21 protein-coding genes are annotated in these 26581 nt (G+C 72.0%); 11 read left to right on the forward strand and 10 right to left on the reverse strand.

The features are described from left to right. Positions 1-96 precede the first annotated feature (96 nt). The 9 genes from K343_RS0109840 to K343_RS0109880 all read left to right on the forward strand — a co-directional run bounded on the left by K343_RS0109840 (position 97) and on the right by K343_RS0109880 (position 9951). Positions 97-660 carry a DNA-3-methyladenine glycosylase I gene (locus K343_RS0109840; protein WP_028007934.1) on the forward strand — a complete coding sequence of 188 codons (564 nt, stop codon included), beginning with the start codon at positions 97-99 and terminating at the stop codon, positions 658-660. A 66-nt stretch (positions 661-726) separates the two neighbouring features. Next, a complete protein-coding gene (locus K343_RS0109845; protein WP_028007935.1) occupies positions 727-1167 on the forward strand; it encodes a hypothetical protein in 441 nt (146 codons plus the stop codon). A gap of 158 nt (positions 1168-1325) precedes the next feature. Further along, positions 1326-2999: a TolC family protein gene (locus tag K343_RS0109850; protein ID WP_028007936.1), complete on the forward strand. Its 1674-nt coding sequence runs from the start codon at positions 1326-1328 to the stop codon at positions 2997-2999. A gap of 7 nt (positions 3000-3006) precedes the next feature. After that, the gene (locus K343_RS21610; protein WP_084615825.1) at positions 3007-4368 is read left to right on the forward strand and encodes a multicopper oxidase family protein; all 1362 of its coding nucleotides are present in this window, start codon (positions 3007-3009) and stop codon (positions 4366-4368) included. Positions 4369-4445: 77 nt separating this feature from the next. Next, on the forward strand, positions 4446-4832 hold the full coding sequence (locus tag K343_RS23375) for a hypothetical protein (protein ID WP_051278130.1): 387 nt from the start codon (positions 4446-4448) through the stop codon (positions 4830-4832). A 93-nt stretch (positions 4833-4925) separates the two neighbouring features. After that, complete coding sequence (locus K343_RS0109865) at positions 4926-5360, forward strand: MerR family transcriptional regulator (protein WP_043112450.1); 435 nt, start codon at positions 4926-4928, stop codon at positions 5358-5360. After that, positions 5357-8056, forward strand: coding sequence for a heavy metal translocating P-type ATPase (locus K343_RS0109870; protein ID WP_084615808.1), 2700 nt, complete (start codon positions 5357-5359; stop codon positions 8054-8056). The genes K343_RS0109865 and K343_RS0109870 overlap by 4 nt, the downstream gene beginning before the upstream one ends. A 128-nt stretch (positions 8057-8184) precedes the next feature. Beyond that, the gene (locus tag K343_RS21615) at positions 8185-9048 is read left to right on the forward strand and encodes a metal-dependent hydrolase (protein ID WP_043112452.1); all 864 of its coding nucleotides are present in this window, start codon (positions 8185-8187) and stop codon (positions 9046-9048) included. Between the two features lie 69 nt (positions 9049-9117). Further along, positions 9118-9951 (forward strand): MerR family transcriptional regulator, encoded by an 834-nt coding sequence (locus K343_RS0109880; RefSeq protein WP_245585168.1) that lies wholly within the window; start codon positions 9118-9120, stop codon positions 9949-9951. A 10-nt stretch (positions 9952-9961) separates the two neighbouring features. Here the strand turns inward: K343_RS0109880 and K343_RS0109885 are convergent, their stop codons facing one another. The 4 genes from K343_RS0109885 to K343_RS0109900 all read right to left on the reverse strand — a co-directional run bounded on the left by K343_RS0109885 (position 9962) and on the right by K343_RS0109900 (position 13357). Continuing rightward, complete coding sequence (locus tag K343_RS0109885) at positions 9962-10522, reverse strand: hypothetical protein (protein WP_154662502.1); 561 nt, start codon at positions 10520-10522, stop codon at positions 9962-9964. A 34-nt stretch (positions 10523-10556) separates the two neighbouring features. Next, the gene (gene cysS, locus K343_RS0109890) at positions 10557-11933 is read right to left on the reverse strand and encodes a cysteine--tRNA ligase (protein WP_154662503.1); all 1377 of its coding nucleotides are present in this window, start codon (positions 11931-11933) and stop codon (positions 10557-10559) included. A gap of 63 nt (positions 11934-11996) precedes the next feature. Further along, positions 11997-12122: a hypothetical protein gene (locus tag K343_RS25165; RefSeq protein WP_281169390.1), complete on the reverse strand. Its 126-nt coding sequence runs from the start codon at positions 12120-12122 to the stop codon at positions 11997-11999. 137 nt (positions 12123-12259) lie between these two features. After that, a complete protein-coding gene (locus K343_RS0109900; RefSeq protein ID WP_028007942.1) occupies positions 12260-13357 on the reverse strand; it encodes an aminopeptidase in 1098 nt (365 codons plus the stop codon). 75 nt (positions 13358-13432) lie between these two features. Here K343_RS0109900 and K343_RS0109905 point away from each other — a divergent pair, with 75 nt between their 5' ends. After that, positions 13433-15271 (forward strand): CocE/NonD family hydrolase, encoded by a 1839-nt coding sequence (locus tag K343_RS0109905; protein WP_028007943.1) that lies wholly within the window; start codon positions 13433-13435, stop codon positions 15269-15271. A gap of 79 nt (positions 15272-15350) precedes the next feature. Next, positions 15351-16370, forward strand: coding sequence for an AI-2E family transporter (locus K343_RS0109910; protein WP_028007944.1), 1020 nt, complete (start codon positions 15351-15353; stop codon positions 16368-16370). 4 nt (positions 16371-16374) lie between these two features. Here K343_RS0109910 and K343_RS0109915 read toward each other — a convergent pair whose 3' ends face one another. The 6 genes from K343_RS0109915 to K343_RS0109940 are packed head-to-tail and all read right to left on the reverse strand — an operon-like array spanning position 16375 to position 26572. Beyond that, a complete protein-coding gene (locus K343_RS0109915) occupies positions 16375-17346 on the reverse strand; it encodes an MBL fold metallo-hydrolase (protein WP_043112454.1) in 972 nt (323 codons plus the stop codon). Positions 17347-17378: 32 nt separating this feature from the next. After that, positions 17379-18290, reverse strand: coding sequence for a helix-turn-helix transcriptional regulator (locus K343_RS23380; protein ID WP_028007946.1), 912 nt, complete (start codon positions 18288-18290; stop codon positions 17379-17381). A 53-nt stretch (positions 18291-18343) separates the two neighbouring features. After that, on the reverse strand, positions 18344-19267 hold the full coding sequence (locus K343_RS0109925; protein WP_028007947.1) for a cation diffusion facilitator family transporter: 924 nt from the start codon (positions 19265-19267) through the stop codon (positions 18344-18346). Beyond that, complete coding sequence (locus K343_RS0109930; RefSeq protein ID WP_028007948.1) at positions 19267-19761, reverse strand: chemotaxis protein CheW; 495 nt, start codon at positions 19759-19761, stop codon at positions 19267-19269. The genes K343_RS0109925 and K343_RS0109930 overlap by 1 nt, the downstream gene beginning before the upstream one ends. Continuing rightward, positions 19758-26027: a hybrid sensor histidine kinase/response regulator gene (locus tag K343_RS21625; RefSeq protein WP_043112456.1), complete on the reverse strand. Its 6270-nt coding sequence runs from the start codon at positions 26025-26027 to the stop codon at positions 19758-19760. The genes K343_RS0109930 and K343_RS21625 overlap by 4 nt, the downstream gene beginning before the upstream one ends. Continuing rightward, positions 26024-26572, reverse strand: coding sequence for a chemotaxis protein CheW (locus K343_RS0109940; RefSeq protein ID WP_051278132.1), 549 nt, complete (start codon positions 26570-26572; stop codon positions 26024-26026). Before K343_RS0109940 ends, K343_RS21625 begins: the two co-directional genes overlap by 4 nt. Positions 26573-26581: the final 9 nt, after the last annotated feature.

Here is a 26581-nt window from a genome sequence, read left to right on the forward strand (position 1 = left end):
CCGGTCCGGAATCTGTCAGTAGACCCGGGCGCCACCCTGGCATCGCCGCGCCGCCCGGGCGACGATGGGCGCCCCTTGCCCCGATGCCCTGCTGCCATGCCCGATTCCGGTCGCTGTCCCTGGTCGCTGTCGACCCCCGAATACATCCGCTACCACGACGAAGAATGGGGCCGGCCGCAGCACGATGATCGCGTGCTGTTCGAGTTCCTGATCCTCGAAGGCGCGCAGGCCGGTCTGTCGTGGCGGACGATCCTCGAGAAGCGCGACGGCTACCGCAAGGCCTTCGCCGACTTCGACCCGGTCAAGGTCGCGCGCTTTTCCGACGACAAACTGGAAAAACTGATGCAGGAGCCGGGCATCGTCCGCAATCGCCTGAAGATCTGGTCGGCGCGCACCAATGCGCGCGCCTTTCTCGACGTGCAGCGCGAGTTCGGCAGCTTCGACGCCTATCTCTGGGGCTTCGTCGGCGGCGCGCCGCTCGTCAACACCGTGCGCCGCCACGGCGACGTGCCGGCCAGGACCGAGCTGTCCGACCGCATCAGCAAGGATTTGCTCAAGCGCGGCTTCAAGTTCGTCGGCAGCACGATCATCTATGCCTACCTGCAGGCGATCGGCGTCGTCAACGACCACCTGGTCGGCTGCCCGCAGCGCGGCGTGTGAGGCGCCGGCCAAGCCTGGACCCTACTCCAGCTTGTCGCGGCCCGTGGCGACGCTGATACTGCGCGCATGCCTGCGCTGCGCCTCGCCCTGTTCGCCCTGCTGTCGCTGCTGCTGACGTTCAGCGGCGTGGCGAGCGCGAGCGCAGGCACTTGCCCGGCGCATCGCGCCGCCGCCGCCGCGCCGGCAGCGGCGGCGCACGCCGATCACGGCATGGCGGCGGAGATGGCGATGCCGGCCTCCGTCGCGGCGCACGCCGCGCCCGCCGGGCACGAACACCACGCGGCATCCCACGCCCACGGCGCGCCAGCCGCACACGCACACGCACACGCTTGCGCCAAGACCTGCGTCTGCGCCCAGGCCTGTACCGGCGGCGCCGTCACCGTCGCCTCGGCCGGCTTCGCCGGCACCACCCTGCCCGGCCACGCCGAGCGCCCGCGGGCACATCTCGCGCCGGCGCCGCGCAGCGCGCAGCCGTTCGCCCCGCTGCGTCCACCCCGCGCCGCCTGAGCGGCGCAGCCCCGCCCGCGGAGCGTCGCGGCACGCGACTTTTCGCGCTGCCCGGCTGATCCCGGCCGCCGCCCGCACGGCGGCGCGGCACGCGCCGCTCCTTAATCGTTCGCCCGCACGCGGTTCGTCCGCATCCGCACGTCCTGCCGGAGCTTTTCGTGTTCGCTATCCGTTTCTTTCCGCCGCCGGCGCCGCTGGCGCTGGCCGCGAGCCTGGCGCTCGCCGCCTGCAGCAGCCTGCCCGCCGATCGCGGCCGCGGCGAGGTCGACGCCGCGCTCGCGGCGCGCGGCCTCGCCACACCCGCCGCCGCCGCGCCCGAGCCGCTGCAGGCCTGGCTCGCCGAGCCGCTGACGCCCGACCGCGCGATCCAGATCGCGCTGCTGCACAACCCCGAGCTGCGCGCCGAAACCGCGCACCTCGGCCTCGCCGCCGCCGATGTCTATGAAGCCGGCCGGCTCGCCAATCCGGTGCTGTCGGCGACCTGGCTGTCGCCCGGCGACGAGCCGCAGGCGCAGCTCACGCTGGGTCTCGCGCTGAACTTCACCGACCTGCTGCTGATGCGCTCGCGCAGCCGCATCGCCGCGGCGCAGTTCGACAGCGTCAAGCTCGCCGTCGGCAGCGCGACGCTCGATCTGGCGGCGCGCGTCGAAGCGGCGTACCGGCGCGTCGCCGCCGCCGAGCAGCTCGTGCAGCTCAAGGCGACGCTGCAGCACGCCGCGCAAAGCTCGGCCGAGCTGGCGCGCCGCTATCGCGCCGCCGGCAATCTCAGCCTGCGCGATCTGGCGCTCGAGGAAGCGGCGGCGACGCAGGCCGCGCTCGATGCCGACGCCGCCGCGCTGGACCTGACGCTGGCGCGCAGCGACCTGAACCGCCTGCTCGGCCTGCCGGCGGGCGACGGGCACTGGACGCTCGCCGAGCCGCTGGCGCTGCCGCCGGCGCAGGAACCGGCGCTCGATACGCTGCTGCAGCGGGCGCAGGACGCGCGGCTCGATCTGGCCGCCGCGCGCCGCCACGCCGACGCCGTGGCCGCGCGCTACGGCCTGACGCGGCGCACGCGCGCACTCGGCGAGATTGAACTCGGCGCCGAACGCGAGCGCGAGTACGACGGCAGCGTGCACGGCGGCCCGACGCTGTCGCTCGCGCTGCCGCTGTTCGACTGGGGCCGCGGCCGGGTCGCGCGCGGCGAGGCCGAGCTGCAGATCGCCGAAGCCGGGCTCGCCGCCCGCGAGCTCGACGCCGGCAACGAGGTGAAAGCCGCCTATGCGCGCGTCGCCGGCGCCCGCCAGCGTGCCGAGCGCTACCGCCGCGAGCTGATCCCGGCGCGCGAAGCGGTCGTCACGCAGATGCAGCGCGAGTTCAACTACATGCTGGTCGGCGTGTTCGAACTGCTCGCCGCACGGCAGCAGGGCTACGACGCCTACGCCGGCTATCTCGAGGCGCTGCGCGACTACTGGGTCGCACGCGCCGAGCTGGCGCGCGCCGTCGGCAGCCGCCTGCCGGACGACGCGCCGACACCCGCGGCGTTGCAGTTCGACGCGCTGCGGCCGCGCCTCGGCGACACCGCCGACGGTCCCGCCGCATCCGCCGACGTCCCGCGCGCGACGCCGCACGACGGTGACGCCCACGCCGCGCCGGCGGACGCGCCGGCGGACGCGCCGGCGCACGCCGGCCACGCCGCCGCCGCGGCGGACAGCGCGACGGACGGCACGGCGGCCGGTGGCTGCGACATGCCGAACATGGATCGGCCGGCGATGAGCGCCGGACCGCACGACACGATGATGGCCGACTGCGCGAACGCGGCGGCCGACGAACACGGAGCCCACCATGACTGACCAGGGCATCAGCCGGCGCCGCCTGCTCGGCGCGCTCGGCGCCGCCGGCCTCGGCGCCGGCTTCACGCACGGCGCCGCCGCGCAGCACGAAGGCCACGACGCGCACGCGATGGCGCCGGCCGGCGCCGCGCCGCAGGCGCCACCGGCCACAGCAACGGCGCGCCCCGCGCAGCCCACCGGCGCCTACACGCCGGTGCGCACCCCGAACGGCTGGACGCTGCCGCACCGCGTCCGCGACGGCGCCAAGGAATTCCATCTCGTCGCCGAGGAAGTCGAGCACGAATTCGCGCCGGGCAGCCGCGCCAGGTGCTGGGGCTACAATGGCGGCACGCCGGGCCCGACGCTCGAAGCGGTCGAGGGCGACCGCGTGCGCATCTACGTCACCAACCGCCTGCCGGAAGCGACCTCGGTGCACTGGCACGGCATCCTGCTGCCGAGCGGCATGGACGGCGTCAGCGGCCTCAACCAGGCGGCGATCGCCCCGGGCGAAACCTACGTCTACGAGTTCACGCTGCGCCAGCACGGCACGCACCTGTATCACCCGCATGCCGACGAAATGACGCAGATGGCGCTCGGCCTGATGGGCTTCTTCATCATCCATCCGCGCGGCGGCGAGCCCGAGCCGATCGATCGCGACTACGCGATCCTGCTGCACAACTGGGCCCTGCATCCGGGCACCTGGCGGCCGGACCCGTCGGTGATGACCGAATTCGATCTGTGGAGCTTCAACAGCAAGGTGTTTCCGGCGACCGAGCCGCTGGTTGCCGCCAGCGGCGAACGTGTGCGCCTGCGCTTCGGCAATCTGTCGATGTGGAATCACCCGATCCACCTGCACGGCCACCAGTACCTCGTCACCGGTTCCGACGGCGGCCGCTGGCCGCGCGCACTGTGGCGGCCGGAAGTGACCGAGATCGTCGGAGTCGGCCAGACGCGCGACATCGAGTTCGTCGCCGCGCCGGGCGACTGGGCACTGCATTGCCATATGTCGCACCACACGATGAACGCGATGGGCCACGGCGTGCCCAACCCGATCGGCGTCGACCAGCGCGGCGTCGCCACCGAGGTGCGCAAGCTGCTGCCGGGCTTCATGCCGATGGGCGGCAACGGCATGTCCGAGCACGGCCGCCATGTGGCGATGGGCATGATGCCCGGCCCCGAGAACACGCTGCCGATGATGAGCGGCAGCGGTCCGTACGGACCGGTCGAGATGGGCGGCATGTTCACCGTGCTCAAGGTCCGTGACGGCCTGGCACGCGGCGATTTCCGCGACCCCGGCTGGTACGCCGCGCGCCGCGAGCAGACGGCGCGGCGCGTGTCGGACAATCCCGATTTCGGTGCGCCGGTGCGGCGTCCGGACGGCGCTGCTTGATGCGGATCAAGGCAGCGCTCGCGCCGCGGCGCGACGCTGCCCGCTCGAAGCGCCATCCGGCGCGAGGAGGAATCACCATGAATCACCAGAACCGCATCGCCGCACTGCTCGCCGGCGTCAGCCTCGCCGTCGCCACCTTCGGCGCCCAGGCGCAGATGCCCGGCGGCGGTGGCGGCATGATGTCCGGCAATGCACCGCGCATGATGATGCGCAACTGCATGCAGAACGACACGGCCTGTCTGGCGCGCATGAAGGCCAATCACGAACGCATGGAACAGATGCACGCGATCGTCGGCGAGCTGAAGACCGCCAAGTCCGACAAGGAGCGCGTCAAGCTGCTGCAGAACTACGTCGAGCTGATGGACGCGCAGATGAGCCAGATGATGGACATGATGGACCAGCGCATGCAGATGATGGAGCAGCGCATGGGCACGCCACCGGCGGCGACCGACACGCGCCCCTGAAGCCGGGTCTGGCGGCGGGCGGGCCGCCGGACTCTTGACTCTGGACCAGACACCAGGGTTTACGATGGCGGCAGTTCATCCAGGAACACCGCCATGCAGCATCCGCAAACCGCTTCAAGCCCGGCGTTGACCATCGGCCGGCTCGCCGAACAGGCCGGCGTCGGCATCGACACGGTCCGCTACTACGAGCGCGCCGGCCTGCTGCCGGCGCCGCCGCGGCGCGCGTCCGGCTACCGCGCCTATCCGGCCGACAGCGTCGCGCGCCTGCGTTTCATCCGCCGCGCCAAGGAGCTCGGCTTCACGCTGACCGAGATCGGCGAGCTGCTGGAACTGAGCGGCCGCGGCGACGTCCCCGAGATTCGCGAAGCCGCACGGCACAAGCTCGATCTGGTCGAGCACAAGCTCGCCGAGCTGCAGCGGGTCCGCGACGGCCTGCGTGAGCTGATCGCCGCCTGCCCCGGCCACGGTCCGGCCGAGCACTGCCCGATCCTGCGCGCGCTGTCCGACACAGCGGAGGCCCGCGCATGAGCCACTGCTGCCAGAGCGCCGCGCCGGCGACACCGCAGACGGCGACCGACCCGGTCTGCGGCATGACGGTCGATCCCGCACGCACGCCGCATCATCACGAACACGCGGGCCGCACCTACCACTTCTGCAGCGCCGGCTGCCGCGACCGGTTCGCCGCCGATCCGGCGCGCTATCTGCAGGCCGCGCCGGCGACGGGAAGCTGCTGCGGCAGCGCCGCGACGCCAGACGCGGCGTCCACGCCGGTCGTCGCCGCACATGCGCATGGCGCCGACCGTGGCGCGGCCGGGCCGCACGATCACACGCATGATCACGCGCACGGCCACGGGCAGGCTCCGGCCGCGAGCGCCGCCGCGCCGGATGCGGTTCGCGATCCGGTCTGCGGCATGACGGTCGATCCGGCACGGACCGCGCATCGCCACACGCACGACGGCCACGCGTATTTCTTCTGCTCGGCGCGCTGCCGCGAAAAGTTCATCGCCGATCCGGCGCGCTATCTGGCACCCGCCGAACCGCCCGCCGGCAGTTGCCGCCACGGCCACGCGGCAAAGACGGCGCCGGCACCGGCATCGGTCGCACCGGGCACGATCTGGACCTGCCCGATGCATCCGGAAGTGCGCCAGGATCATCCGGGCTCGTGCCCGAAATGCGGCATGGCGCTGGAACCGGAGACGCCGAGCCTCGCGGCCGACGACGATGGCGAGCTGCGCGACATGCGCCGTCGCCTCGCCGTCGGCGCGGCGCTGAGCGTGCCGCTGCTGTGGCTGACGATGGGCGAGCTGCTGCCCGGCGCGCTCGCGCCGCAGCACTGGCTCGCACCGGCGCTGAGCGGCTGGTTGCAGGCGCTGCTGGCGACGCCGGTGGTGCTGTGGGCGGCGGCGCCGTTCTGGCAGCGCGGCTGGGCCTCGATCGTGCATCGCAGCCTCAACATGTTCACGCTGATCGCGCTCGGCGTCGCCGCCGCGTATGCGTTCAGCCTCGTCTCGCTGCTGTTCCCGCACTGGCTGCCGCCGAGCGCTCAGCCGCACGGCATGCCGCCGCTGTACTTCGAAGCCTCGGCCGTCATCGTCACGCTGGTGCTGGTCGGCCAGGTGCTGGAGCTGCGCGCGCGCTCGGCGACATCCGGCGCGATTCGCGCGCTGCTGGCACTGACCCCGCCGACCGCGCACCAGCTCGACGCCGACGGCCACGAGCACGACGTGCCGCTCGAAGCGGTGACGGCCGGTGCGCGCCTGCGCGTGCGGCCCGGCGAGAAGATCCCGGTCGATGCGCAGGTCGTCGAGGGCAGCAGCCATGTCGACGAATCGATGCTGACCGGCGAGCCGCTGCCGGTGCGCAAACAGGCCGGCGACAGCGTCGCCGGCGGCACGCTCAACGGCGGCGGCAGCCTGCTGCTCGAAGCGCGCTGCGTCGGCCGCGACACCCTGCTCGCGCAGATCGTGCAGCAGGTCGCCCAGGCGCAGCGCTCACGCGCGCCGGTGCAGCGGCTCGCCGACCGGGTCTCGGCCTGGTTCGTGCCGACGGTCGTCGCGATCGCCGTCGTCGCCGCCGCGTTCTGGCTGCTGTTCGGGCCGCCGCCGGCCCTCGCGCATGCGCTGGTCGCCGCCGTCTCGGTGCTGATCATCGCCTGCCCCTGCGCGCTCGGTCTGGCGACGCCGATGTCGATCATGGTCGGCGTCGGCCGCGGCGCGCAGCAGGGCATCCTGATCCGCGACGCGGCGGCGCTCGAAGCGCTGCAGAAGATCGACACCGTGGTCGTCGACAAGACCGGCACGCTGACCGAAGGCCGGCCGAGCCTGCGCGAACTGCAGCCGCTCGCCGGCTTCGACAGCGACACGCTGCTGAGACTCGCCGCCGCCGCCGAGGCATCGAGCGAGCACCCGCTGGCGCGCGCCGTCGTCGAGGCGGCCAAGGCGTGCGGCATCACGCTGCCGGCCGCGCAGGACTTCGGCTCCGATCCGGGCCTCGGCGTCTGGGCGCAGGTCGACGGCCGCGCGCTGCTGGTCGGCAACGCGGCGCTGCTGCAGGCGCGCGGCGTCGCCGTCGCGGCGCTGCAGGCCGCGGCCGACGCGGTTCGCGAACGCGCGCAGACCGCCGTGCTGATCGCCGTCGACGGCCAGCCGGCCGGCGTGCTGGCGATCGCCGACGCCGTGCGCAAGACCACGCCGGACGCGCTCGCCGCGCTCAAGGCGGCCGGCCTGCGCGTCGTGATGCTGAGCGGCGACAACCGCCGCACCGCCGAACGCGTCGCCGCCGAACTCGGCATCGCCGAGGTGATCGCCGAGGTGCTGCCGGCCGACAAGGCGGCGACGATCGCGCGCCTGCAGCGCGAAGGCCGGCGCGTGGCGATGGTCGGCGACGGCGTCAACGACGCGCCGGCGCTGGCCGCCGCCGACGTCGGCGTGGCGATGGCGACCGGCACCGACATCGCGATGGAGTCGGCCGGCGTGACGCTGCTGCACGGCGATCTGATGGGCCTGGTGCGGGCGCTGGCGCTGTCGCGCGCGACGATGCGCAACATCCGCCAGAACCTCGTGTTCGCGTTCGGCTACAACGCGCTCGGCGTGCCGCTCGCGGCCGGCGTGCTGTTCCCGTTCTTCGGCCTGCTGCTGTCGCCGATGATCGCCAGCCTGGCGATGAGCCTGTCCTCGGTGTCGGTGATCGGCAACGCCCTGCGCCTGCGCCGCGTCGGCCTGTAAACCTGCCTCGGTGGTCGCATCCCGTCGCGGATGCGGCCGTTCCGACAGCGGGGTGCGGCGCCCGGGCCGCTTGAAGCTTCCATTGTCTATAGTTACATTCGTTAATGTAACAGTAATGGAGGAGTCCCATGCCGAACCCGAGCGACGACATCGCCGTCATGCCGACGCGCCGCGACCTGCACTTCAAGCTGCCGGCCGAGCGCATCGGCGACTGGCACGACGAAGGGCCGCACGTCAGCCAGTTTTTCAACGCGCTGTCGCTGTTCTTCCCGGACGGCGAACGCTTCTTCATTCACTCGGTCCGCCACTATCGCGAGCGCATCACCGATCCGCAGCTGTCGCGCGCGGTGACGGCGTTCATCGGCCAGGAAGCGATGCACGGCCGCGAGCACACCGAATGCAACGAAATGCTCGACAGCGCCGGCCTGCCGGGCGCGCCGCTGCAGCGTTTCGTGTTCCAGCTGACCGAGCGCCTCAAGCTGCTGCCGAAGCCGATGCAGCTCGGCATCACCATCGCGCTGGAACACCTGACCGCGATCATGGCCAACGCCCTGCTGCAGGATCGCCGCGTGGTCGGCGACGCCGAACCGCACTTCGGCCGCCTGTGGCGCTGGCACGCGCTCGAAGAGACCGAGCACAAGGCCGTCGCCTACGACGTCTGGTGCGCGGTGATGCCGCGCGGCCTCGGCAGCTACCTGCTGCGCGGCTCGACGCTGCTGCTGGCGAGCGCGCTCTTCTGGCCGCTGGTGGCGATCTTCATGTGGCGCCTGACGCGCGCCGACGCCAAGGCCCGCGCCGAACGCGGCGGCTGGCGCCGCACGTTCCGCTTCCTGTTCCTGACGCCGGGTCCGCTGCGCCGCGCCGCCGGCGAATGGTTCGACTACTTCAAGCCGGGCTTCCACCCGTGGCAGCACGACAACCGCCGCTATCTCGACGGCATCGAACCACTGCTGCGCGACCTGGAGTCCGGCTCGCTGCCGCGCGCCGCCTGAATGGCGCGCGCGCCGGCGCGCGCCGGCGGCTTTCCACCCTGGCGCGGAGTGTCCTTTATGATCCGCGCCATGGCTATTTCCCCTGAACCGCCGCTCGCCGCGCCGCCGGCCGCCGAGGCGCCGGGCGGCGAACCGAATCTCAACGAGTACACGATCGACGAGCTGGCGCGCGCCGGCGGCACCACGGTGCGCAACGTCCGCGCCTACCAGGATCGCGGCCTGCTGAGCCCGCCGGAGCGCCGCGGCCGCGTCGGCATCTACACCGGCGAACACCTGCGCCGCCTGATGCTGATCCATCAGCTGCTGTCGCGCGGCTACACGCTGGCCAATATCCAGGAACTGTTCGACGGCCTGGAGAAAGGCCAGCACCTGCACGATTTCCTCGGCCTCGAACAGGCGATCGGCAGCCCGTGGTCGACCGAGACGCCGCGCCTGTTCACGATGCCGGAGCTGCTCAAGATGTTCGGCATCAGCGCGTTCGCGCCGGCGACGCTGAGCCGCGTGCTCAAGCTCGGCCTGCTCAAGCCCGAAGGCATCCGCTTCCGCGCGCCGAACCCCAAGATCCTCTACGCCGGCGCCGAGCTGACCAAGGCCGGCATGCCGCTCGACGACATGCTGCTGCTGGTCGAGCACCTGCGCATCAACGTCGAACGCGTCGCCGACGAAATGGTGCAGATGATCGCGCGCCTGCTTGACCGCTACGACGGCCGCCTGCCGCCGGCCGAGGACGTGCCGCGGCTCGCCGACCTGATCTGGCGGTTGCGCCCGCTCGCCAACATGGCGGTCGACTCGGAAGTCTCGCGCGCGCTCGAACGCTCGGCGAACAAGTTCCTCGGCGAGCGCGTCGCGCAAATCCTCGAACACATGCGCCCGCCGGCGCTCGAAGGCCCGAAGCCGGGCTGAGCGCCGGCCTTCAGCGCAGCGCGAACGCGACCGCGCCGGCGGCCGAAGCGCCCAGCGCGGCGCCGGCCGCGAGTTCCGCCGGCGTGTGCCGGGCCAGGCGCAGACGCGACCAGGCAATCGCCATGACCACGAGCAGCAGCAGCACGAGCGAGAGCGGCCGCGGCCACAGCCAGCCGGCCGCGAGCACGGCGAAGGCGACGTGATGCGAGATCGTCAGGCGCTGCGCGAAGCGCTGGCAGACCAGCAGCAGCGCCGCGCCGGCGGCGAGCGGCACGACGAATTCGCGCCGCGACAGACACAGACCGGCCACGACTGCGGCCAACGCGAGCACGATGAAGGCATGGCGGTTCAGCTCGCGGCGCTCGGCGCTGGCGCTGGCGTCGATGTGCGTCCAGCGGCCGCTGCGCACGCGCCACGCCGCATAGCCGCCGATCGCGACGATCAGGCATGCGAACAGCGCGACCAGCGCGGCGATCTCGGCGCGCCCGGCGCCGCGCTGCGCGGCGGCCAGCAGCGCCGTCGCCGGCAACAGCACGAAGGGATGGGCGCCGATCGAGACGGCGCGCGCCACGCGCCGGCCGGGGCCGGGCGCCGCGCGCCCGCGCTCAGGCATAGCGCCAGCGCTGGCCGTCCTTGGAATCCTCGACCAGCACGCCGCGCGCCTTGAGCTCGTCGCGGATGCGATCCGACTCGGCCCACTGCTTGTTCTGGCGCGCCGCGGTGCGCTGCGCGAGCAGCGCCTCGATCTCGTCGGCCGACGGCGCGCCGGCCGCGGCCGGTGCCTGCGCGAACCAGGCCGACGGCGCCTGCTGCAGCAGGCCGAGCAGCAGGCCGGCGTCGAGCATCTGCGCCTTGATGCGCGCCTTCTCGGCCGGATCGACCGCCTTGTTCGCGGCGCGCGCCAGCTCGAACAGCTCGGCGAGCGCCATCGGCGTGTTGATGTCGTCTTCGAGCGCAGCGACGAAGGCCTCCGGCGCGGTCACGCCCGGCGCCGCCTCGACGTCCTCCAGCTCGCGCAGCGCGCCGTACAGGCGGTCGAGCTTCTTGCGCGCCTCGGCGACGACCTCGTCGTTCCAGTCGAGCGGCTGGCGATAGTGGGCGGTCAGCAGCACGAGGCGGATCACCTCGCCCGGCATCGACTTCAGCAGCTCGTGCACCAGCAGCACGTTGCCGACCGACTTCGACATCTTCTGGCTGTCGATGTTGAGAAAACCGTTGTGCAGCCAGTAGCGCGCGAAGGTCTTGCCGCCGTGCGCGCAGGTCGACTGCGCGATCTCGTTCTCGTGATGCGGAAAGATCAGGTCGTGACCGCCGCCGTGAATGTCGATGGTCTCGCCGAGCAGCGCCTCGGCCATCGCCGAGCACTCGATGTGCCAGCCGGGCCGGCCGCGGCCCCAGGGCGAATCCCAGCCCGGCTGGTCGGCCGCCGACGGCTTCCACAGCACGAAGTCGCCGGCGTGCTTCTTGTACGGCGCGACCTCGATGCGGGCGCCGGCCATCAGCGACTGCTCGTCGCGCTTCGACAGCGCGCCGTATGCCGGGAAGCTCAGCGTATGGAACAGCACGTGGCCGTCGGCGACGTAGGCGTGGCCGCTGGCGATCAGGCGCGAGATCATGTCGATGATCTGCGGCAGGTGCTCGGTGACGCGCGGCGTGAAATCGGGCGGCAGCGCGCCGAGCGCGGCCATGTCGTCGTGATAGATCGCCGCGTAGCGGTCGGTGATGACGCGGATGTCGACGCCTTCCTTCTTGGCGGCGGCGTTGATCTTGTCGTCGATGTCGGTGATGTTGCGGACGTAGACGACCTTCGGATAGCGGCGGCGCAGCACCCGCGCCAGCACGTCGAAGACCACGACCGGACGCGCGTTGCCGATATGCGCGTAGCTGTAGACCGTCGGCCCGCAGACGTACATCGTGATCCGGCTCGGATCGAGCGGGACGAATTCTTCCTTGCGGCCGGAAAGCGTGTTGTGGAGCTGCATGGGCACGGGCTGGCGAAAAACCCGCGCAGGATACCCGCAGCGCCGGCGGAAGTCAGGCGCCGGTCAGCGCAGCACCGACAGCAGCAGCATGCCGCTGAACAGGCCGGCGGTGAATCCCCAGAAGCACCAGACATAGCGCCGCTTGAAACGCTCGCGCCCGATCTCGGCATCGAAATACTTCAAACCCATCGGCGAAATCCTCTGATGTGACGGCTCGCAGAGAGCACATCATCGTGCAAGAAGCATGCAGTTCGATGACGCGCATGCTTCGCCTCGCGGCACCTTAGGCGAACCGCGATCGAGCGGGTAAGCCCCAGTTCTGGGGATCAGCGCGCGGTGCGGGCGGCCTCGCCGGACGACGATGGCGCCGCGCTCGCCGCCAGACGCGCCAGTTCAGCGCGACGTGCACCTTTATCGAGCCGCGACAAGCGCTCCGCGGCGGCATAGAAACGCGACCAGTCGCCGCCGTTTTCGACGAACAGCGCGGCGAACGCCGGCAGGTCGGCATCGTAGAGGCCGAACGGCAGCAGCCGCGCATTGTTGAGCGGCGCGGTCTCGAAGAAACCGTCGTAGTCGCCATGGCCCTGCCAGGCGCCGTCGCGCAGCGCGCGGTACTGCGCGCGCAGCTCGTCGAACACCGCCTGCTTGCGCGTACGCATCACCGCTGCGTCGAGCGGCTCGCGATACAAGGCCGCGAGCCGCTCGCGGGCCGCCAGCACCAGCGCGGTGAACTGCTCGCGCCGCTGCCGGCGCGGTGCCAGCTCGGCGCCGCCGAGCTGCGGGTTCAGCGCCAGGTACTCGCGCAGTCCCTGCTCGCCGACGAATTCGGCGAACGACTCGTTGAAGCGGGTGTCGTGCTTGACGTACAGCTTCTGGTGCGCGAGCTCGTGGAACAGCGTCGCGATCAGCGTCGCGTCGTCCCAGCGCAGCATCGAACTGAGCAGCGGATCATCGAACCAGCCGAGCGTCGAGTACGCCGGCACGCCGCCGACGTAGACGTCGTCGCCGCGCTCGCGCAGGCGCGCCGCCGCGGCGCGCGCATCGGCCTCGGCGTAAAAGCCCTGGTAGCCGACGCAACCGGCGATCGGAAAACAGTGCTCGAGCGCGTCGACCGAGAACTCGCGCGTCGCGAACACGTTCCAGACCACGTACGGACGGTGCAGCGCGACATAGCTGCGATAGCTGCCGTTGTCCGGCAGGCCGAGCGCACCGACCGCCCAGCTGCGCGCGTCGCGCACCGTCTGCAGGCGCGCCTTGAGACGCGGATCGACGTCGGGATCGTCGAGCAGCCGGGCGATCGGCTGGCGGGCGCGCAGCAGCGCGATCTGTCCGGACACGGCCTGCGCGTAATAGCCGATCGTGCTGCAGGCGCCGAGCAGCAGGCTGCCGCACAGGGTCAGGATTACCAGCGGCAGGCGGCGCATCAACGTTCCGTATTGCGTTATCGTGACAGCACAAGGACATCAGAGGCACACGATAGTGCCATGGGGAGAATCGTCATGAAGCGCCATCCGTGCGCGCGAGTCCTGCTCGCGCTCGTCACCGTCGCTGCGCTCGCCGCCTGCGGCAGCAGTTCGTCGACCGGCGCCGGCGCGCCGCGCGTACCGGTCACCGAGAGCCGCGACGGCACGATCTACCGTCAGGAAATCCCGGTCGCCAGGACCGGCGACACCATCGTCGTGCAGGTCTTCGAGCCGACGCATCTGGAGAAGGGCAAGCGCTATCCGCTCGTGCTGCAGGGCCACGGCTACGGCGGCTCGCGCGAGACCGAGGCGCCGGACGGCAGCTTCATCCGGCGCCTGATCGACGCCGGCTATTACGTGATCTCGATCGACCAGCGCGGCTTCGGCCAGTCGACCGGCACGGTGCGCGTGATGTCGCCGGACTACGAGGGCCAGGATCTGATCGCCGTGCTCGACTGGGCCGAGAACCTGCCCGGCCTCGCCCGCCGCGACAACGGCAAGATGCGGGTCGGCGCCTACGGCAGTTCGTACGGCGGCATGTACCAGCTGCTGCTGTACGCCGCCGATCCCGAACACCGCCTGCGCGTGCTGGCGCCGGACATCACGCCGCACGACCTTACCTACTCGCTCGACCCGAACGACGTCGTCAAGTCCGGCTGGGGCCTGGCGCTGGTCGCCGGCGGCGAAGCCTCGGTGACGCAGATCCTCGACCCGGCGAATCCGCTCGGCACCGTGCAGTCGCTGCTGCAGCAGGTCGCCGAAGGCGGCACGCGCGAGGACGCCGCAATCGTCGAGATCCTCGCCACCGCCGGCGTCACCAACCACTTCAGCGAAGCCGGCACTCACTTCATGAAGTACCACAGCCTCGCGTACTTCTGCGAAGGCCAGCCGGCCGGCGCGCAGAACTTCCTCCTGGCGACACCCGACCCGCTCGAAGTCGCACCCGAGCGGCCGCCGGCCGCCGACGTGCTGCTGACGCAGGGTTTTCGCGACACGCTGTTCAACTTCAACGACGGCCTGCACAACTACGAATGCCTGAAGGCGCTCGGCGGCGACGTGCGCCTGCTGACGCACCAGACCGGCCACATCCTGCCGCTGTCGCTCGGCACCGCCGGACTCGAGAATCCGCTCGATCCGTTCTACGCGGCGCTGACGCTGCCCGGCTTCCAGGACGCCGGTGGCACGCGCAGTTGCGGCTCGCTGGACCTCGACGACGTGCAGTTCGCCTGGTTCGAGGACAAGCTGCAGCAGCGCGCTTCGGTCGACGCGGTGCTGAGCACCGGCAGGAACGTCTGCCTGAGCCTGGCCGAAGGCGATGCGGTCGAGACGCGCGAGGTGCCGCGCGGCGGGACGCGCTTCGCGATCGACGGCAGCACGCCGCAGCTCAACAGCCTGCTCGGCGTCGCCGGTTCGCTGCTCGGCAACGGCCTGCGCGACAGCGTGCTGCTCGCCAACCAGACGCTGTACACGGTACCGGCCGGCGGCGCGGTGCTGGCCGGCGTGCCGCTGCTGCAGCTCGATCTCGAAGGCCTGTCCGGCCTCGAACAGCAGAATTGCGCGACGACGCTGGTGCAGCTCGGCTGCGACCCGATCCTGTTCCTGGCGATCGGTCACCGTCCGCCCGGTCAGGAACGCTGGGACATCATCGACGACCAGATCACCCCGGTACGCGGCTTCGGCAGTCACGAGCTGGAAATGAACGGCATCGCCGAACGCCTCGGCGAAGGCGACGAGCTCGCGCTGCTGATCTACGCCTTCCACGCGCAGTTCCCGATCACCTGGTCGCGCGACCTGCTGGTGCCGGCGCTCAAACTCAGCGGCAGCGTCGAGCTGCCGCTGCTCGGTCCGGCGACGATCGTGCACGACGGCGTCTGACGGCGCTGACAGGCGGCGCGGCGGCGTGGAGGCGGCCGTCGCGCCGCCGTATGATGGCGGCCCCGTGCCGCCCCCGCCCATGAACGCTCCCACGCCTGCCGTCAGCCGCGCCGATCTGGTCGCCTGGGCCCTGAGCGCCGTCGCGCTCGGCCTGATCCTCGAACTGCATCTGCTGCCCTCGCTGCTCGCCGGCCTGCTGGTCTTCGAACTGGTCGACGTCCTGACGCCGCGCCTGGCGCTGCGCGCGCTCGGCCGCGACGGCCCGCGGCTGCTGGCGGTGACGCTGATCGCGACGATCGTCATCGCCGTGCTCGCGTCGGCCGGCGTCGGCATCGTCGCCTTCCTGCGCAACAGCGACGAAAGCCTGCCGCTGCTGATGCGCAAGATGGCGCAGATCATCGAGGACGCGCGCACGCGCCTGCCGGCGGACCTGCTCGCCTACGTGCCGGCGGACGCCGAAACGCTGCGCCAGAAGCTCGTCGACTGGCTGCGCTCGCACGCCGGCTCGCTGCAGCTCGCCGGGCGTGATCTCGGCCGCTCGCTGGTGCACATCCTGATGGGCATGATCATCGGCGCGCTGCTGTCGCTGCAGAAGGCCGCGCAGCACGGCGAACGCCGGCCGCTGAGCGAGCGCATCGCCGAGCACGCCGAACGCCTCGCCGCCGTGTTCCGCCGCGTGGTCTTCGCGCAGTTCTGGATCTCGGCGATCAACACCTTCTTCACCTGGCTCTACCTCGGCGTCGCGCTGCCGGCCTTCGGCATCGACCTGCCGCTGACCAAGACGCTGCTGGCGATCACCTTCATCGCCGGCCTGCTGCCGATCCTCGGCAATCTGATCTCCAACACGGCGATCATCATCGTCAGCCTCAGCCAGGGCCTGCCGGTCGCCGCCGCTTCGCTGGCCTATCTCGTCGTCATCCACAAGCTCGAATACTTCCTCAACGCGCGCATCATCGGCTCCAACATCAAGGCGCGCGCCTGGGAGCTGCTGGTGGCGATGCTGGTGATGGAAGCGGCGTTCGGCATTCCCGGCCTGATCGCCGCGCCGATCTTCTACGCGTACTTCAAGGAAGAGCTGCGCAGCCGGCAGCTGGTCTGAACGCTCAGGCGCGCGGCGTCGCCTGCTGGTCGAGCCAGACACCGAGACCCTGCGCGTTGAGCTCGAGGTCGCTGTCGAGGATCGCGCCGATCGCGTCGTCGGCGAGCGTGCAGCCGTGCGCGCGCAGCGCGGCGATCGCATCGCCGGTGAGCGCGCGCCGCAATTGCGCGTGGCGGTCCTGCACGCCGGCCAGTCCGGTCGCGATCCGCTCGTAGCGGGCGATGCCGTCGCCGAGCTCGCGCGCCAGCCGCGGCACCTCGCCGACGCGGCCATAGTGCGTCAGGTACATCCACTGCGGGGCGTATGACAGCAGGCGCGCGAGCGTCTGCCGCCAGGCTTCGGGTTCGAACTGCACCGGCGTCGTCGTCGGCATGATGAACGGCCCGGCCGCGGTATCGAACTCGCGATACGACAGCCCGAAGCTGTCGCCGGTGAAGAAGCCGCGGCTGGCGGCGTCCCAGACGCAGAAGTGATGGCGCGCATGGCCCGGCGAGTCGACGAACTCCAGCTCGCCGTCGCCGAACGGCAGGCGCAGGCCGTCGTCGGCGACGATCACGCGCGCTTCCGGCACCGGCGCGATCTCGCCGTACATGCGCTGTACCGCATCCGCACCGTAGACCGCCGAAGCGCCGGCGATCAGCTTGGCCGGGTCGATCAGGTGCCGCGCGCCGCGCGGATGCGCGACCAGCTTCGCGTTCGGCAGCGCCCGCATCAGCAGCCCGGCGCCGCCGGCGTGATCGAGGTGCACGTGGGTCGGAATCACGTAGTGCACGCGCTCGCGGGCCAGCCCGCGCGCCTCGAGCAGTGCCAGCAGCGCCGGCACGCCGGGTGAAGTGCCGGCCTCGACGAAGGCGAGATCGTCGCCGCGTTCGATCAGGTAACAGCAGGCCATCTGCGGGCGGACCTGCTGGGTGTCGATGCACAGAATGCCGGCGTCGAGCGCGACGCAGGGCGCGGGGGAGATCAGGCTGTCCATGCCGGCAAGCCTAGCAGACGGCACGGCGCCGCTCAGGCGGCCTTGCTGTCGGCGGCGCGGCGCAGCAGCTCGACCAGTTCCTCACGGCGGTAGATGCCGAGCTTGCGGTAGATGCGCGAGGCGTGGTTGGCGACCGTGCTGATCGCGATCTCGTACTCGCGCGCGACGCTCTTGAAGGTCTTGCCGAGCGCCAGCGCGCGGGCGATCTCCTGTTCGCGCGGCGACAGCACATCGAGCGGATGCGGCCGGCGCGCGTTGAGCAGGAACAGCCTGCCCTCCGGCTTGACGCGGAAATGCAGGCTGCCGATCTGGAACGGACCCGGCTCGTCGAGCCGCTCCGGCGGCAGCGCGAACGGCAGCGCCGTGAAATGCAGGTCGCCGAACTCGAGCGCGACCAGTTCACGGAAGCGGTCGCTGATCGCGTAGATCGCGCCGCCGGCATCGATCAGCGCCGCCGAGCCGCGCGAGCTGCGGCCCATCGCCATCAGCCACTCGTCGCGGCGCACGAACTGCTGCAGGCCGAGCGAAGCGGCCTGCACCAGGTGGCCGGCGGCGCGGCGCAGCGATTCGTGCGGCGGCGTCTCGGGTCCCGGCAGCAGCACCAGCACGCTGTGCAGCGACGAGCCGCGATGGCCGATCTTCAGCGCCAGCGCCTGCCGCGGCCGGCCGCCGGCATCGACGCCGAGCTGCAGCTCGCGCTGGCCCTGCGGAAAGCGCAATCCGGCCAGCGTCGCGGCGTCCAGCGCCAGCCCGGCCGGCCAGCGCGCGAACTCGCCGTCGGCGCCGTCGCGCGCACGGATCGTCCAGGCCCCGCCGTCGGCGCCGGCCCATTCGCAGAAGCGCTGCAAGGCCTCGGCCTGGAAGTGCTGCCAGTCCCGTTCGAAGGCCGCGCTGTAGACGGCTTCGATGAGGCGGTCGAGATCGCGGTGGGCGGGACCATCCATGGGTCGCGGTTCTGCTCGCTGGCTGTTCCGGTCCGATTCTAGACCGCCCGCCCTCATCCGCGCCGCTCCGCGCTCCGCTCGAGCTGCTCGTCGTCGTGCGCGGCCGGGTCCTCGACCGGTTCCAGATGGGTCAGCACCGACAGCGGCCCGAGGCGCTCGGCGATCTCGTGCTCGATGCCCTCGACCAGGTCGTGGCCGCGCTGCACGCTCCAGGCGCCGGGCACCAGCACGTGCAGCGTCAGGAAGCGGCGGCTGCCGGCGGTGCGCGTGCGGATCGCGTGGAAGTCGATGCCCTGCTTCCGATAAGCCTCCAGCACCGTGTCGAGCGCGGCGCGCTCGTCGGCCGGCCAGGCGTGATCCATCAGGCCGCGGCCGGCGACGCCGAGCAGGTGATAGCCGGTCCACAGCAGGTAGCCCGCCACCGCGATCGCGACCAGCGCGTCGAGCACCAGCCAGCCGGTCAGCGCGACCAGGGCCACGGCGACGACGATGCCGGCGGTAGTCCAGACGTCGCTCATCAGGTGGCGGCCGTCGGCGATCAGCGCCGGCGAGCGGTGCCGGCGGCCGACCTGCAGCAGCAGGCGCGCAACGACCAGATTCACGACCGCGGCCAGCACGCTGATCGCCAGGCCGATGCCCGGCTGTTCCAGCGGCTGCGGATGCAGCAGGCGCGGCAGCGCCGCGTAGCAGATGCCGAGCGCGGCGATGAAAATCAGCGCGCCCTCGAAGCCGCTCGAGAAGTACTCGGCCTTGCCGTGCCCGTAGGCGTGCTCGTCGTCCGGCGGCATCGCCGCCCAGCGCAGCGACGCGAACGCGGCAAGCCCGGCGCCGAGATTGACCAGCGATTCGAGCGCATCGGACAGCAGGCCGACCGAACCGCTGTAGTGCCAGGCGACGAACTTGAGCAGCATCGTCAGCCCCGCCGCGGCAACCGACAGCAGCGCGTAGCGGGCCGGCGCGCCGAGTCCGCCGAGCATCACACTCCCGCCGTCGTCAGCGCCCGCGCGATCTCCGCTTCGAGCATATCGAGATCGGGAATCAGCGCCTCCTGGTTGGCGACGCGGGTGCGCGCCAGCAGCAGTTCGGGGCGGTCGCGCTCGCGCAGCGGCAGCGGCTGCAGCGCCGCGCGGTTCAGCGTGACCAGATGCGGATAGGCCTGGGTGATCAGCGCGAACTGACCGGACGGCAGGTGGCGGCCGTTCGAGTTCAGGACGACGACGCGCTCGCGGCGCGGATCGGACGCCGCTTCACCGCGGTTGAGCGGTTCGAAGCGCAGCACCGGCAACCGCCGGCCGTTCCATTCGAGCAGGCCCGGCAGCCATGGCGGCAGCCGCGGGTCCGGCTGCACGGCGTCGCGGGCAACGACCTCGGCGACCGCGAGGTTCGGCAGCAGCAGCGTGTCGCCGGCCAGCGCGATCAGCACCGCGTAGAGCTGCTGGCGGGTCGCCGGCGTAGGGGTATCGACCGTCATGCCTGGCTCAGGACCCCGCGCAGTTCGTGCAGCAGCTGATCTTCCTGGTAGGGCTTGATCAGGTAGCGGTTGACGCCGAGCGCGCGGGCGCGCTCGCGGTGTTTCTCGCCGGAGCGTGAGGTGATCATGATGATCGGCGTCGTCTCGATGCGCGCCGTGTTGCGCACGTAGGCGGCGACTTCGAAGCCGTCGGCGCGCGGCATCTCGATGTCGAGCAGGATCGCCGCCGGCGTCTCGCTCTGCAGCTGCGCCATCGCGTCGAGACCGTCCTTGGCGGTGACCACCGCATAGCCCTGACGCGTCAGCAGGCGCTCGGTGACGCGGCGGATCGTCAGCGAGTCGTCGACGACCATGACCAGGCCGCGCGTCGTCACCGCCTCGGCGCTCGGCGCCGGGCCGGCGGCGGCCATGCGCAGCGCCCGGCGCGCGGCATGCTGCGCGAGTTCGGCGACGTCGAGGATCAGCACCGCGCGGCCGTCGGCGAGGATCGTCGCGCCGCTGACGCCGGGCACGCTGCTGATCTGCGCGCCGACCGCCTTGGACACGATCTCGCGGTTGCCGAGCAGCGCATCGACGACCACCGCGTAGCGGCGATCGCCGGCGCCGATGCCTTCCGGCAGACGTACGAGGATCGCGTGCGAGGTCTTGCCGTCGGCGCCCGACGCTTCGCGCGGGCTGCCGAGAAAGCCGCCGAGATGGCGCACGCGGTAGTCGGCGCCGCCGTAGGCGAACAACGGGCCGTTGTCGGCGTAGTACGCCGGCAGTTCGTCGCGGGCGATGCGCACGATGCCCTCGATGCTCGACAGCGGGATCGCATAGGCTTCGCCGCCGACCTCGACCAGCAGCGCCTGCGACAGCGCCAGATTCAGCGGCAGACGCACCAGGAAGCGCGCGCCGCGGCCGATCTCGGAAGAAAGCTCCAGCGTGCCGCCGAGCTGCTTGACCTCGGCGGCGACCACGTCCATGCCGACGCCGCGCCCGGCGTCCTGGGTCAACGAACGCGCCGTCGAGAAGCCGGGCATGAAGATGAACTGCGCCGCCTGCTCGTCGGCAACCTGCGCGTCGGCCGGCATCAGGCCACGCTTGATCGCGGTGGCGCGGATCGCGCCGTAGTCGAGTCCGGCGCCGTCGTCGCGTACTTCGACGTAGAGCTGCGTGCCTTCGCGCCAGAGGTTGATCTGGATCTGGCCGGCCGGCGCCTTGCCGCGCGCGGCGCGCACATCCGGAGCCTCGATGCCGTGCACGACGGCGTTGCGCAGCAGGTGTTCGAGCGGCGCCGTCATGCGCTCCAGCACATTGCGGTCGAGTTCGGCGTCGGCGCCGGAGAAGACGATGTCGGCGCGCTTGCCGTTCTCCAGCGCGGTCTGCTGGACGACGCGCTGCAGGCGCGCGGCCTGGCGCGAGAACGGCACCATCAGCGTGCGCATCAGGCCCTGCTGGACCTCGGTGTTGACGCGGCCCTGCTGCTGCAGCAGCGTCACCGCGCCGGTCGCATAGGTGTCCATCGAGCCGTGCACGGCGGCGAGGTCGCCGGCCGATTCGGCCAGCGCGCGCGACAGCTCCTGCATGCGCGTGTAGCGGTCCATCTCGAGCGGATCGAACTCGCCGGCGTAGCGGTCGGGATGCTCGGACTGCGTCAGGCCGCGCGCAGTGATCTGCGCATCGGTCTCGGCATCGAGCTGGCGCAGCTGCTCGCGGACGCGCGCGATGGTCTGCGCCATTTCCGCGAGCTGCGCCTGGATGCCGCTGTTGTGCTCTTCGAGGCGCGAGCGGTAGATCGAGATCTCGCCGGCGTCGTTGAGCATGCGGTCGAGCGCATCGACCGGCACGCGCGCGGTCTCGCGCTTGAGCGCGATCTCGCGCTCGCTGCCCTCGTCCGGTCGCCAGAACAGCTCCGGGTCCCAGAGGCCGCTCGGCGTGGCGGCGGACACCAGTGCCGGCGCCGCTGCCTTGTCGGCGTGCAGCAGGCCGCGGAAGTCGCGGCGCTCCAGCTGATCGCTCATCCGGCGCAGCGCGGCGACCGCCTCGCCGACCGGCGCCAGCGCCTCGGCCTGCACCGAGCCCGAGGCCTCGAGCGCGACCAGGCGCGTCTCGAGTTCGTGCGCGGCGTCGCCCATCGCGAACAGGCCGGCCATGCGCGCGCCGCCCTTGAGCGTGTGCAGCGCGCGCTGCATGTCCTGCGCCGGGCCGCTCTGCGCCGGCGCGACGCGCCAGCGCGCGTAGGCGCGCTCGAGCTGTTCGAGCAGCTCGACGGCCTCGCCGCCGAAGATCTCGACCAGATCGGCGTCGACCGCCGGCGCCGTCTCGTCGTAGCGCGGCGCTTCGTCGGCCGGCGGCGCCGTTTCGTCGTAGCGCGGCGCTTCGTCGGCCGGCGGCGCGAACACACTCGCCGGCGTCGCCGGGAACGGCGCCGGCATCGGCGCCGCCGGCGCCAGCGGCGGCGCCAGCGTCGGCACCTCGGGCGCCGGCCCCTCGCCGGCCGCCACTGCCGCTGCCGGCGCTGCCGCTGCCGGCACTTCGGCGTCCGCGATCTCGGCCGGCGGCACTGCGGGCGCGGACGCGGCGGAAGTCGACGGCGCGACTGCCGGCACCGCAGCGGTGGTGACGTCCTCAAGCTCGACGAGCAGCGGCTGCAGATCCGGCAGGCGGCCGCGCTTGAGATCGTCGACCGCGTAGCGCAAGCCGTCACCGGCCAGCTGCAGGCGCGCGGTGACGGCGCCGAGATCGGCGCCGGCGCGATCGACCAGCGTCTCCAGCCGATGCGCGACTTCGCCGACCGCCGCGACGCCGGCGACGCGCGCGCTGCCCTTGAGCGTATGCAGCAGGCGGCGCAGCTCGTCGAGCGCATCGGTATCGCGCGGATTGCGTTCCAGCGCCGCACCGGCGGCGTCATAGCCTTCGAGCAGCTCTTCGGCCTCGGCGATGAAGATGTGCAGCAGTTCGGGATCGAGGCCGAGGTCGGCGACGGCGTACAGCGCCGGCGGCACCGGCGCCGGTGCCGGCAGCAGCGCCGCGGGCTCGGGCTCGTCTTCGGCGACCGGCGGGATCTCGATCGCCTCGGCCTCCACCTCGTCGGCGGCCTCGGCCGTGGCGGCGCCGACCGGCGCCGCTTCGGCCGCAGCGGGCGTTTCCGGCACGACGGCGTAGCGCAGCGACTCGACCACCTCCGGCACCAGCGACGCGGCCGGTGCCTCGGCCGCGGCGGCGGCGGCGGCGGCCGCGGCGGCCGCCGGGACGGGCTCGGCGGCCGGCACCGCAGCCGACACTGCGGCCGGCGCCGGTGCGTCCCAGGCCATCGCCTCGATGCGGGCGACGAACTCGGCGCCGTCGCCGTGCAGGCGGCCGTCGCGATAGGCATCGAGCTGCTGGTAGATGCCCTCGCAGAAATCGCGCAGCGCGGCGAACGCGCCGGCCGAGGGCAGGACATCGCCGGCCAGCGCCTCGTCGATGCGCTTCTGCAGCGCGCGCGCGACGTTGCCGATCGCCGGGCATTGCGCCATCAGCGCGGCGCCGGTCAGCGTATGCAGAACGACTTTCAGTTCCTGGCGCGCGGCGCGGTCGTCCGGCGCCTGCGCCCAGGCGTCGATGAGGCCTTCGGCCTTCTGCACGAGATCGAAAGCTTCGCCCGAGAAGATCTCGGCGAGCTGGCGCGCCTCGTCGTCCTCGTGCAGGCGGTCGACGCTGCCCTGCAGCGACTCGACCTGTTCGATCCACAGCCGTGCGTCCTGCTGCTGCACGGCCTTGCTGCCGACCTGTTCGCTCCACTTGAGCAGCGTCTCGGTCGCCGCTTCGAGCAGGCTCAGGCCGGCGTCGTCGAGCGCCTGGCCGTCGCCGATCACGCGTTCGAGCCAGTGCTCGAGCGCACCGGACAGCTCGCTGATCGCCGGCGCGTCGATCACGCGCGCCGCGCCGCGCAAGGTGTGGAACGCGCGCACCGCGAGCTCGTCGACCGGATAGCGGCTGCGGGCGTGATCGAACTGCGCGAGCCAGTCGCGCACCTCGCCGAGCTTGTCGAGCGCGTCCTCGCGGAAGATCGCCGCCATGTCCGGTTCGCCGGCGGCGTCCGGATCGCGGCCTTCGGCGTACTCGCGCGCGCGCGCCGCGAGCGCCTCGGCGGCGCCGTCCGGATCGCGGCCGGCGCGGAAGTCTTCGATCAGCGCCGGCAGCAACGCGACCGCGTCGCCGATCAGCTTGACCGCACCGGTCGAGGTCGGCACCGAGCCGTCGAGGCAGCGGTTCAGCAGGCTTTCGATCGCCCACGCGAACTCGCCGAGCGCGAGCGCGCCGACCGTGCGGCCGCTGCCCTTCAGCGTGTGGAAGCAGCGGCGGATCGTGGTCAGGCGCTCGCGGTCGCGCGGGTCGCGCATCCACAGCGGCAGGTTGTCGCGCAGCGCGGCGAGCACCTCGCCGGCTTCTTCGAGGAAGACTTCGCGGATCTCGTCGTCGAAGCCGTCCGGCGTCGGCGCGGGCACCGCGGCAGGCGGCGGCACCCCGGCGAACGCCTCCGGCGCCGCCGCTTCGGGTTCGACCGGCACCGCGCCGGGCGGCGCCGCCTCGTCGGCCGGCGCGACGGTCGGCCGCGCGACGGCCGCCTCGATCGCGGCGACGAAGGATTCGATCTGCGCCGGCAGTACCTCGGTCAGCGGCGAATCGTCGCGCTCGGCCTCGATGTAGTACTCGAGCGCGGCGATCGTGTCGGCGAAACGCTCGGGCAGGCCCTGGCCGTCGCGCAGGCGCACGAACTCGGGACTGGCGACGAAGCGGCGCAGACGGCGCACCGCCTCGGCGACGCGCGTGCGGCGCAGGATCTCGAGTCCGGCGCCGACCTCGTCGATCAGCAGCACGGCGTCCGGCAGCTCGTTGGTCGCGCCGGACTTCAGGAAGCCGTCGACCGCCTGCTTGACGCGCGCGAGATTGACCAGCGACTCGCGGTACAGCGCCTGCATGCCTTCGGCGTAATCGCGCGGCGTCGGCGTGTCGAGGGTCAGCTCGTCGCGGCCCTCGGCCGGACGCAGCTGGCGGAACAGCGCGTCTTCGAGCGAGTTCTCGACGCGCAGGATCGATTCGGCGAGCGCCAGCCACTGCGCCAGCCCGGCCTCGGCGCCGAGCGCTTCGAGCGACTGCGCCTGATTGGCGACCGTCTGCTGCAGCACGCGCAGGCCCAGCGCGCCGAGCACGTCGGCGATGCGGCGCAGGCTCTGCCGGGTCCCGGTGAAGCCGTCGCCGCTGCCGCCACCGGCGCGCACCACGAGGTCGATGTGATCCTTGACGCGCGTGAAGTCGGCGCGGATCTCGTCCGAGACCTTGGCCAGCAGCGAGGTGCTCGGGCCGTGGATGCGGCGGCGGCGGACGTCGAGCTCGGCCGGATCCGGCAGATAGGCGTGGAGCTGGAAATGCTGGCGCAACGCCTGCACGCGCGCGCCGCGGCCGCGCGAGCGGCCGATGAAGAACAGCAGTTGCAGCGACAGCTCGTAGGCGCCGGCCGCGGCGGCGTCCTCGCCGGCCTCGGCGATCAGCTTCATCTGCTGGCCGACGCGCCCGAACAGCCGCTTCAGGTCCAGCGAGTTGTCGAGGCTGCGGCCGAGCAGCGCCTCGATCGCTGCGGCGGCGCTGCGCCACAGCTGATGGGTCTCGATGCGGGCCGCGTGCTGCGCCAGCTGCTCGGCGATCTTGCCGATGCGGGCGCCGGCGGTCTGCGCGTCCGGAGCATTGCGGATCCAGGCCAGCAGCGACGCCTGGAACGCCGCGAGGTAGCGCTGCGCCTGCTGCTGCAGCGCGCCCGGCGCGCGCTCACCTTCCGGCAGCGGCAGCCTAAGATCGAGCGCCTGCAGCTGGCCGGTGAAGACTTCGATCTCGGTCAGCACCGGCTGGCCGCGCGCCAGGCGCAGCTCGTTGATCGCCGGCTGCAGCACCAGCGCGCAGTCGGCCATGTCCTCGGACAGCGCCTGCAGGTAGTCGGCGAGCTGCACGGTGCCGCCGAGCAGCGCGCTGTAGAGCACTTCGGTATCGCGCACGCCACCGCGCAGCAGATCGTGCAGACCCGCGGTCATCTCGCCGGCGAGCTGCGCGGCGCCGATGCAGCGGATCATCGCCGCCGTGCCGCGCACCTGGTGCAGCTCGACGTAGGCCTGCTGCAGCGGCAGCGGATCGTCCGGATTCTCGACGTGCTGCTCGATCAGCGAGCGGGCGCGCGCCACGCTCTGGTCGAGCTCGCCGCGCACCCAGTGCAGGCCGCTGAACGCGGCGGGCTTGAGACGTGCGTTCATGCGGCGGCCGCCCGGAAGCTTTCGCTCTGCGCGAGGCGGTGCAGGCTCATCGCGTACCACGGATGGCCTTCGCGGACGAACGCGCCGAGCAGGTACGGCGTGAACGGTGCGGCGTCGGCTTTCATCTCGTTGCGCTGCTCGGCGGCGGTGAACTGCCGGTAGCCGGCGATCTCGTCGACCAGCAGGCCGGCCGGCAGACGCTTGGAGTTGAGCACCAGCACGCGCTGGCCGCGCTGCGCCTCGCCGGCCGGCAGGCCGAAGAAGCGCGGCAGGTCGACGATCGCCAGCAGCTCGCCGCGCACGTTGGCGAGGCCGGACAGCCAGGGCTGCGCATTCGGCACGCGCGTCGCGCGCGGCGGCGCGATCACTTCGCGCACGTCCTCGCGCGGCGCCACGAACCAGCGCGAGCCGATGCGAAAGCCGAGACCGGTCCAGCTCTGCGCCTGTCCGCCGCCGGCATCGAGGCGCGCCGCCTGCAGCCGCGCCTCGAGCTCTTCGAGGATGGCGAAGGGATCATCGCGCAAGGCCCGCAGGTCGGTGCTCATGGCGAAGGG

This window comes from Solimonas flava DSM 18980 (assembly GCF_000426685.1).
Classification (GTDB): Bacteria; Pseudomonadota; Gammaproteobacteria; order Nevskiales; family Nevskiaceae; genus Solimonas; species Solimonas flava.

Excerpts from the sequence above, each read along its gene's own strand:
- K343_RS0109840 (WP_028007934.1), top strand. The coding sequence starts at position 97 with ATGCCCGATTCCGGTCGCTGTCCCTGGTCGCTGTCGACCCCCGAATAC.
- K343_RS0109845 (WP_028007935.1), top strand. The coding sequence starts at position 727 with ATGCCTGCGCTGCGCCTCGCCCTGTTCGCCCTGCTGTCGCTGCTGCTG.
- K343_RS23375 (WP_051278130.1), top strand. The coding sequence starts at position 4,446 with ATGAATCACCAGAACCGCATCGCCGCACTGCTCGCCGGCGTCAGCCTC.
- K343_RS0109865 (WP_043112450.1), top strand. The coding sequence starts at position 4,926 with ATGCAGCATCCGCAAACCGCTTCAAGCCCGGCGTTGACCATCGGCCGG.
- K343_RS0109870 (WP_084615808.1), top strand. The coding sequence starts at position 5,357 with ATGAGCCACTGCTGCCAGAGCGCCGCGCCGGCGACACCGCAGACGGCG.
- K343_RS21615 (WP_043112452.1), top strand. The coding sequence starts at position 8,185 with ATGCCGAACCCGAGCGACGACATCGCCGTCATGCCGACGCGCCGCGAC.
- K343_RS0109880 (WP_245585168.1), top strand. The coding sequence starts at position 9,118 with ATGGCTATTTCCCCTGAACCGCCGCTCGCCGCGCCGCCGGCCGCCGAG.
- cysS (WP_154662503.1), bottom strand. The coding sequence starts at position 11,933 with ATGCAGCTCCACAACACGCTTTCCGGCCGCAAGGAAGAATTCGTCCCG.
- K343_RS25165 (WP_281169390.1), bottom strand. The coding sequence starts at position 12,122 with ATGGGTTTGAAGTATTTCGATGCCGAGATCGGGCGCGAGCGTTTCAAG.
- K343_RS0109900 (WP_028007942.1), bottom strand. The coding sequence starts at position 13,357 with ATGCGCCGCCTGCCGCTGGTAATCCTGACCCTGTGCGGCAGCCTGCTG.
- K343_RS0109905 (WP_028007943.1), top strand. The coding sequence starts at position 13,433 with ATGAAGCGCCATCCGTGCGCGCGAGTCCTGCTCGCGCTCGTCACCGTC.
- K343_RS0109910 (WP_028007944.1), top strand. The coding sequence starts at position 15,351 with ATGAACGCTCCCACGCCTGCCGTCAGCCGCGCCGATCTGGTCGCCTGG.
- K343_RS0109915 (WP_043112454.1), bottom strand. The coding sequence starts at position 17,346 with ATGGACAGCCTGATCTCCCCCGCGCCCTGCGTCGCGCTCGACGCCGGC.
- K343_RS23380 (WP_028007946.1), bottom strand. The coding sequence starts at position 18,290 with ATGGATGGTCCCGCCCACCGCGATCTCGACCGCCTCATCGAAGCCGTC.
- K343_RS0109925 (WP_028007947.1), bottom strand. The coding sequence starts at position 19,267 with ATGCTCGGCGGACTCGGCGCGCCGGCCCGCTACGCGCTGCTGTCGGTT.
- K343_RS0109930 (WP_028007948.1), bottom strand. The coding sequence starts at position 19,761 with ATGACGGTCGATACCCCTACGCCGGCGACCCGCCAGCAGCTCTACGCG.
- K343_RS21625 (WP_043112456.1), bottom strand. The coding sequence starts at position 26,027 with ATGAACGCACGTCTCAAGCCCGCCGCGTTCAGCGGCCTGCACTGGGTG.
- K343_RS0109940 (WP_051278132.1), bottom strand. The coding sequence starts at position 26,572 with ATGAGCACCGACCTGCGGGCCTTGCGCGATGATCCCTTCGCCATCCTC.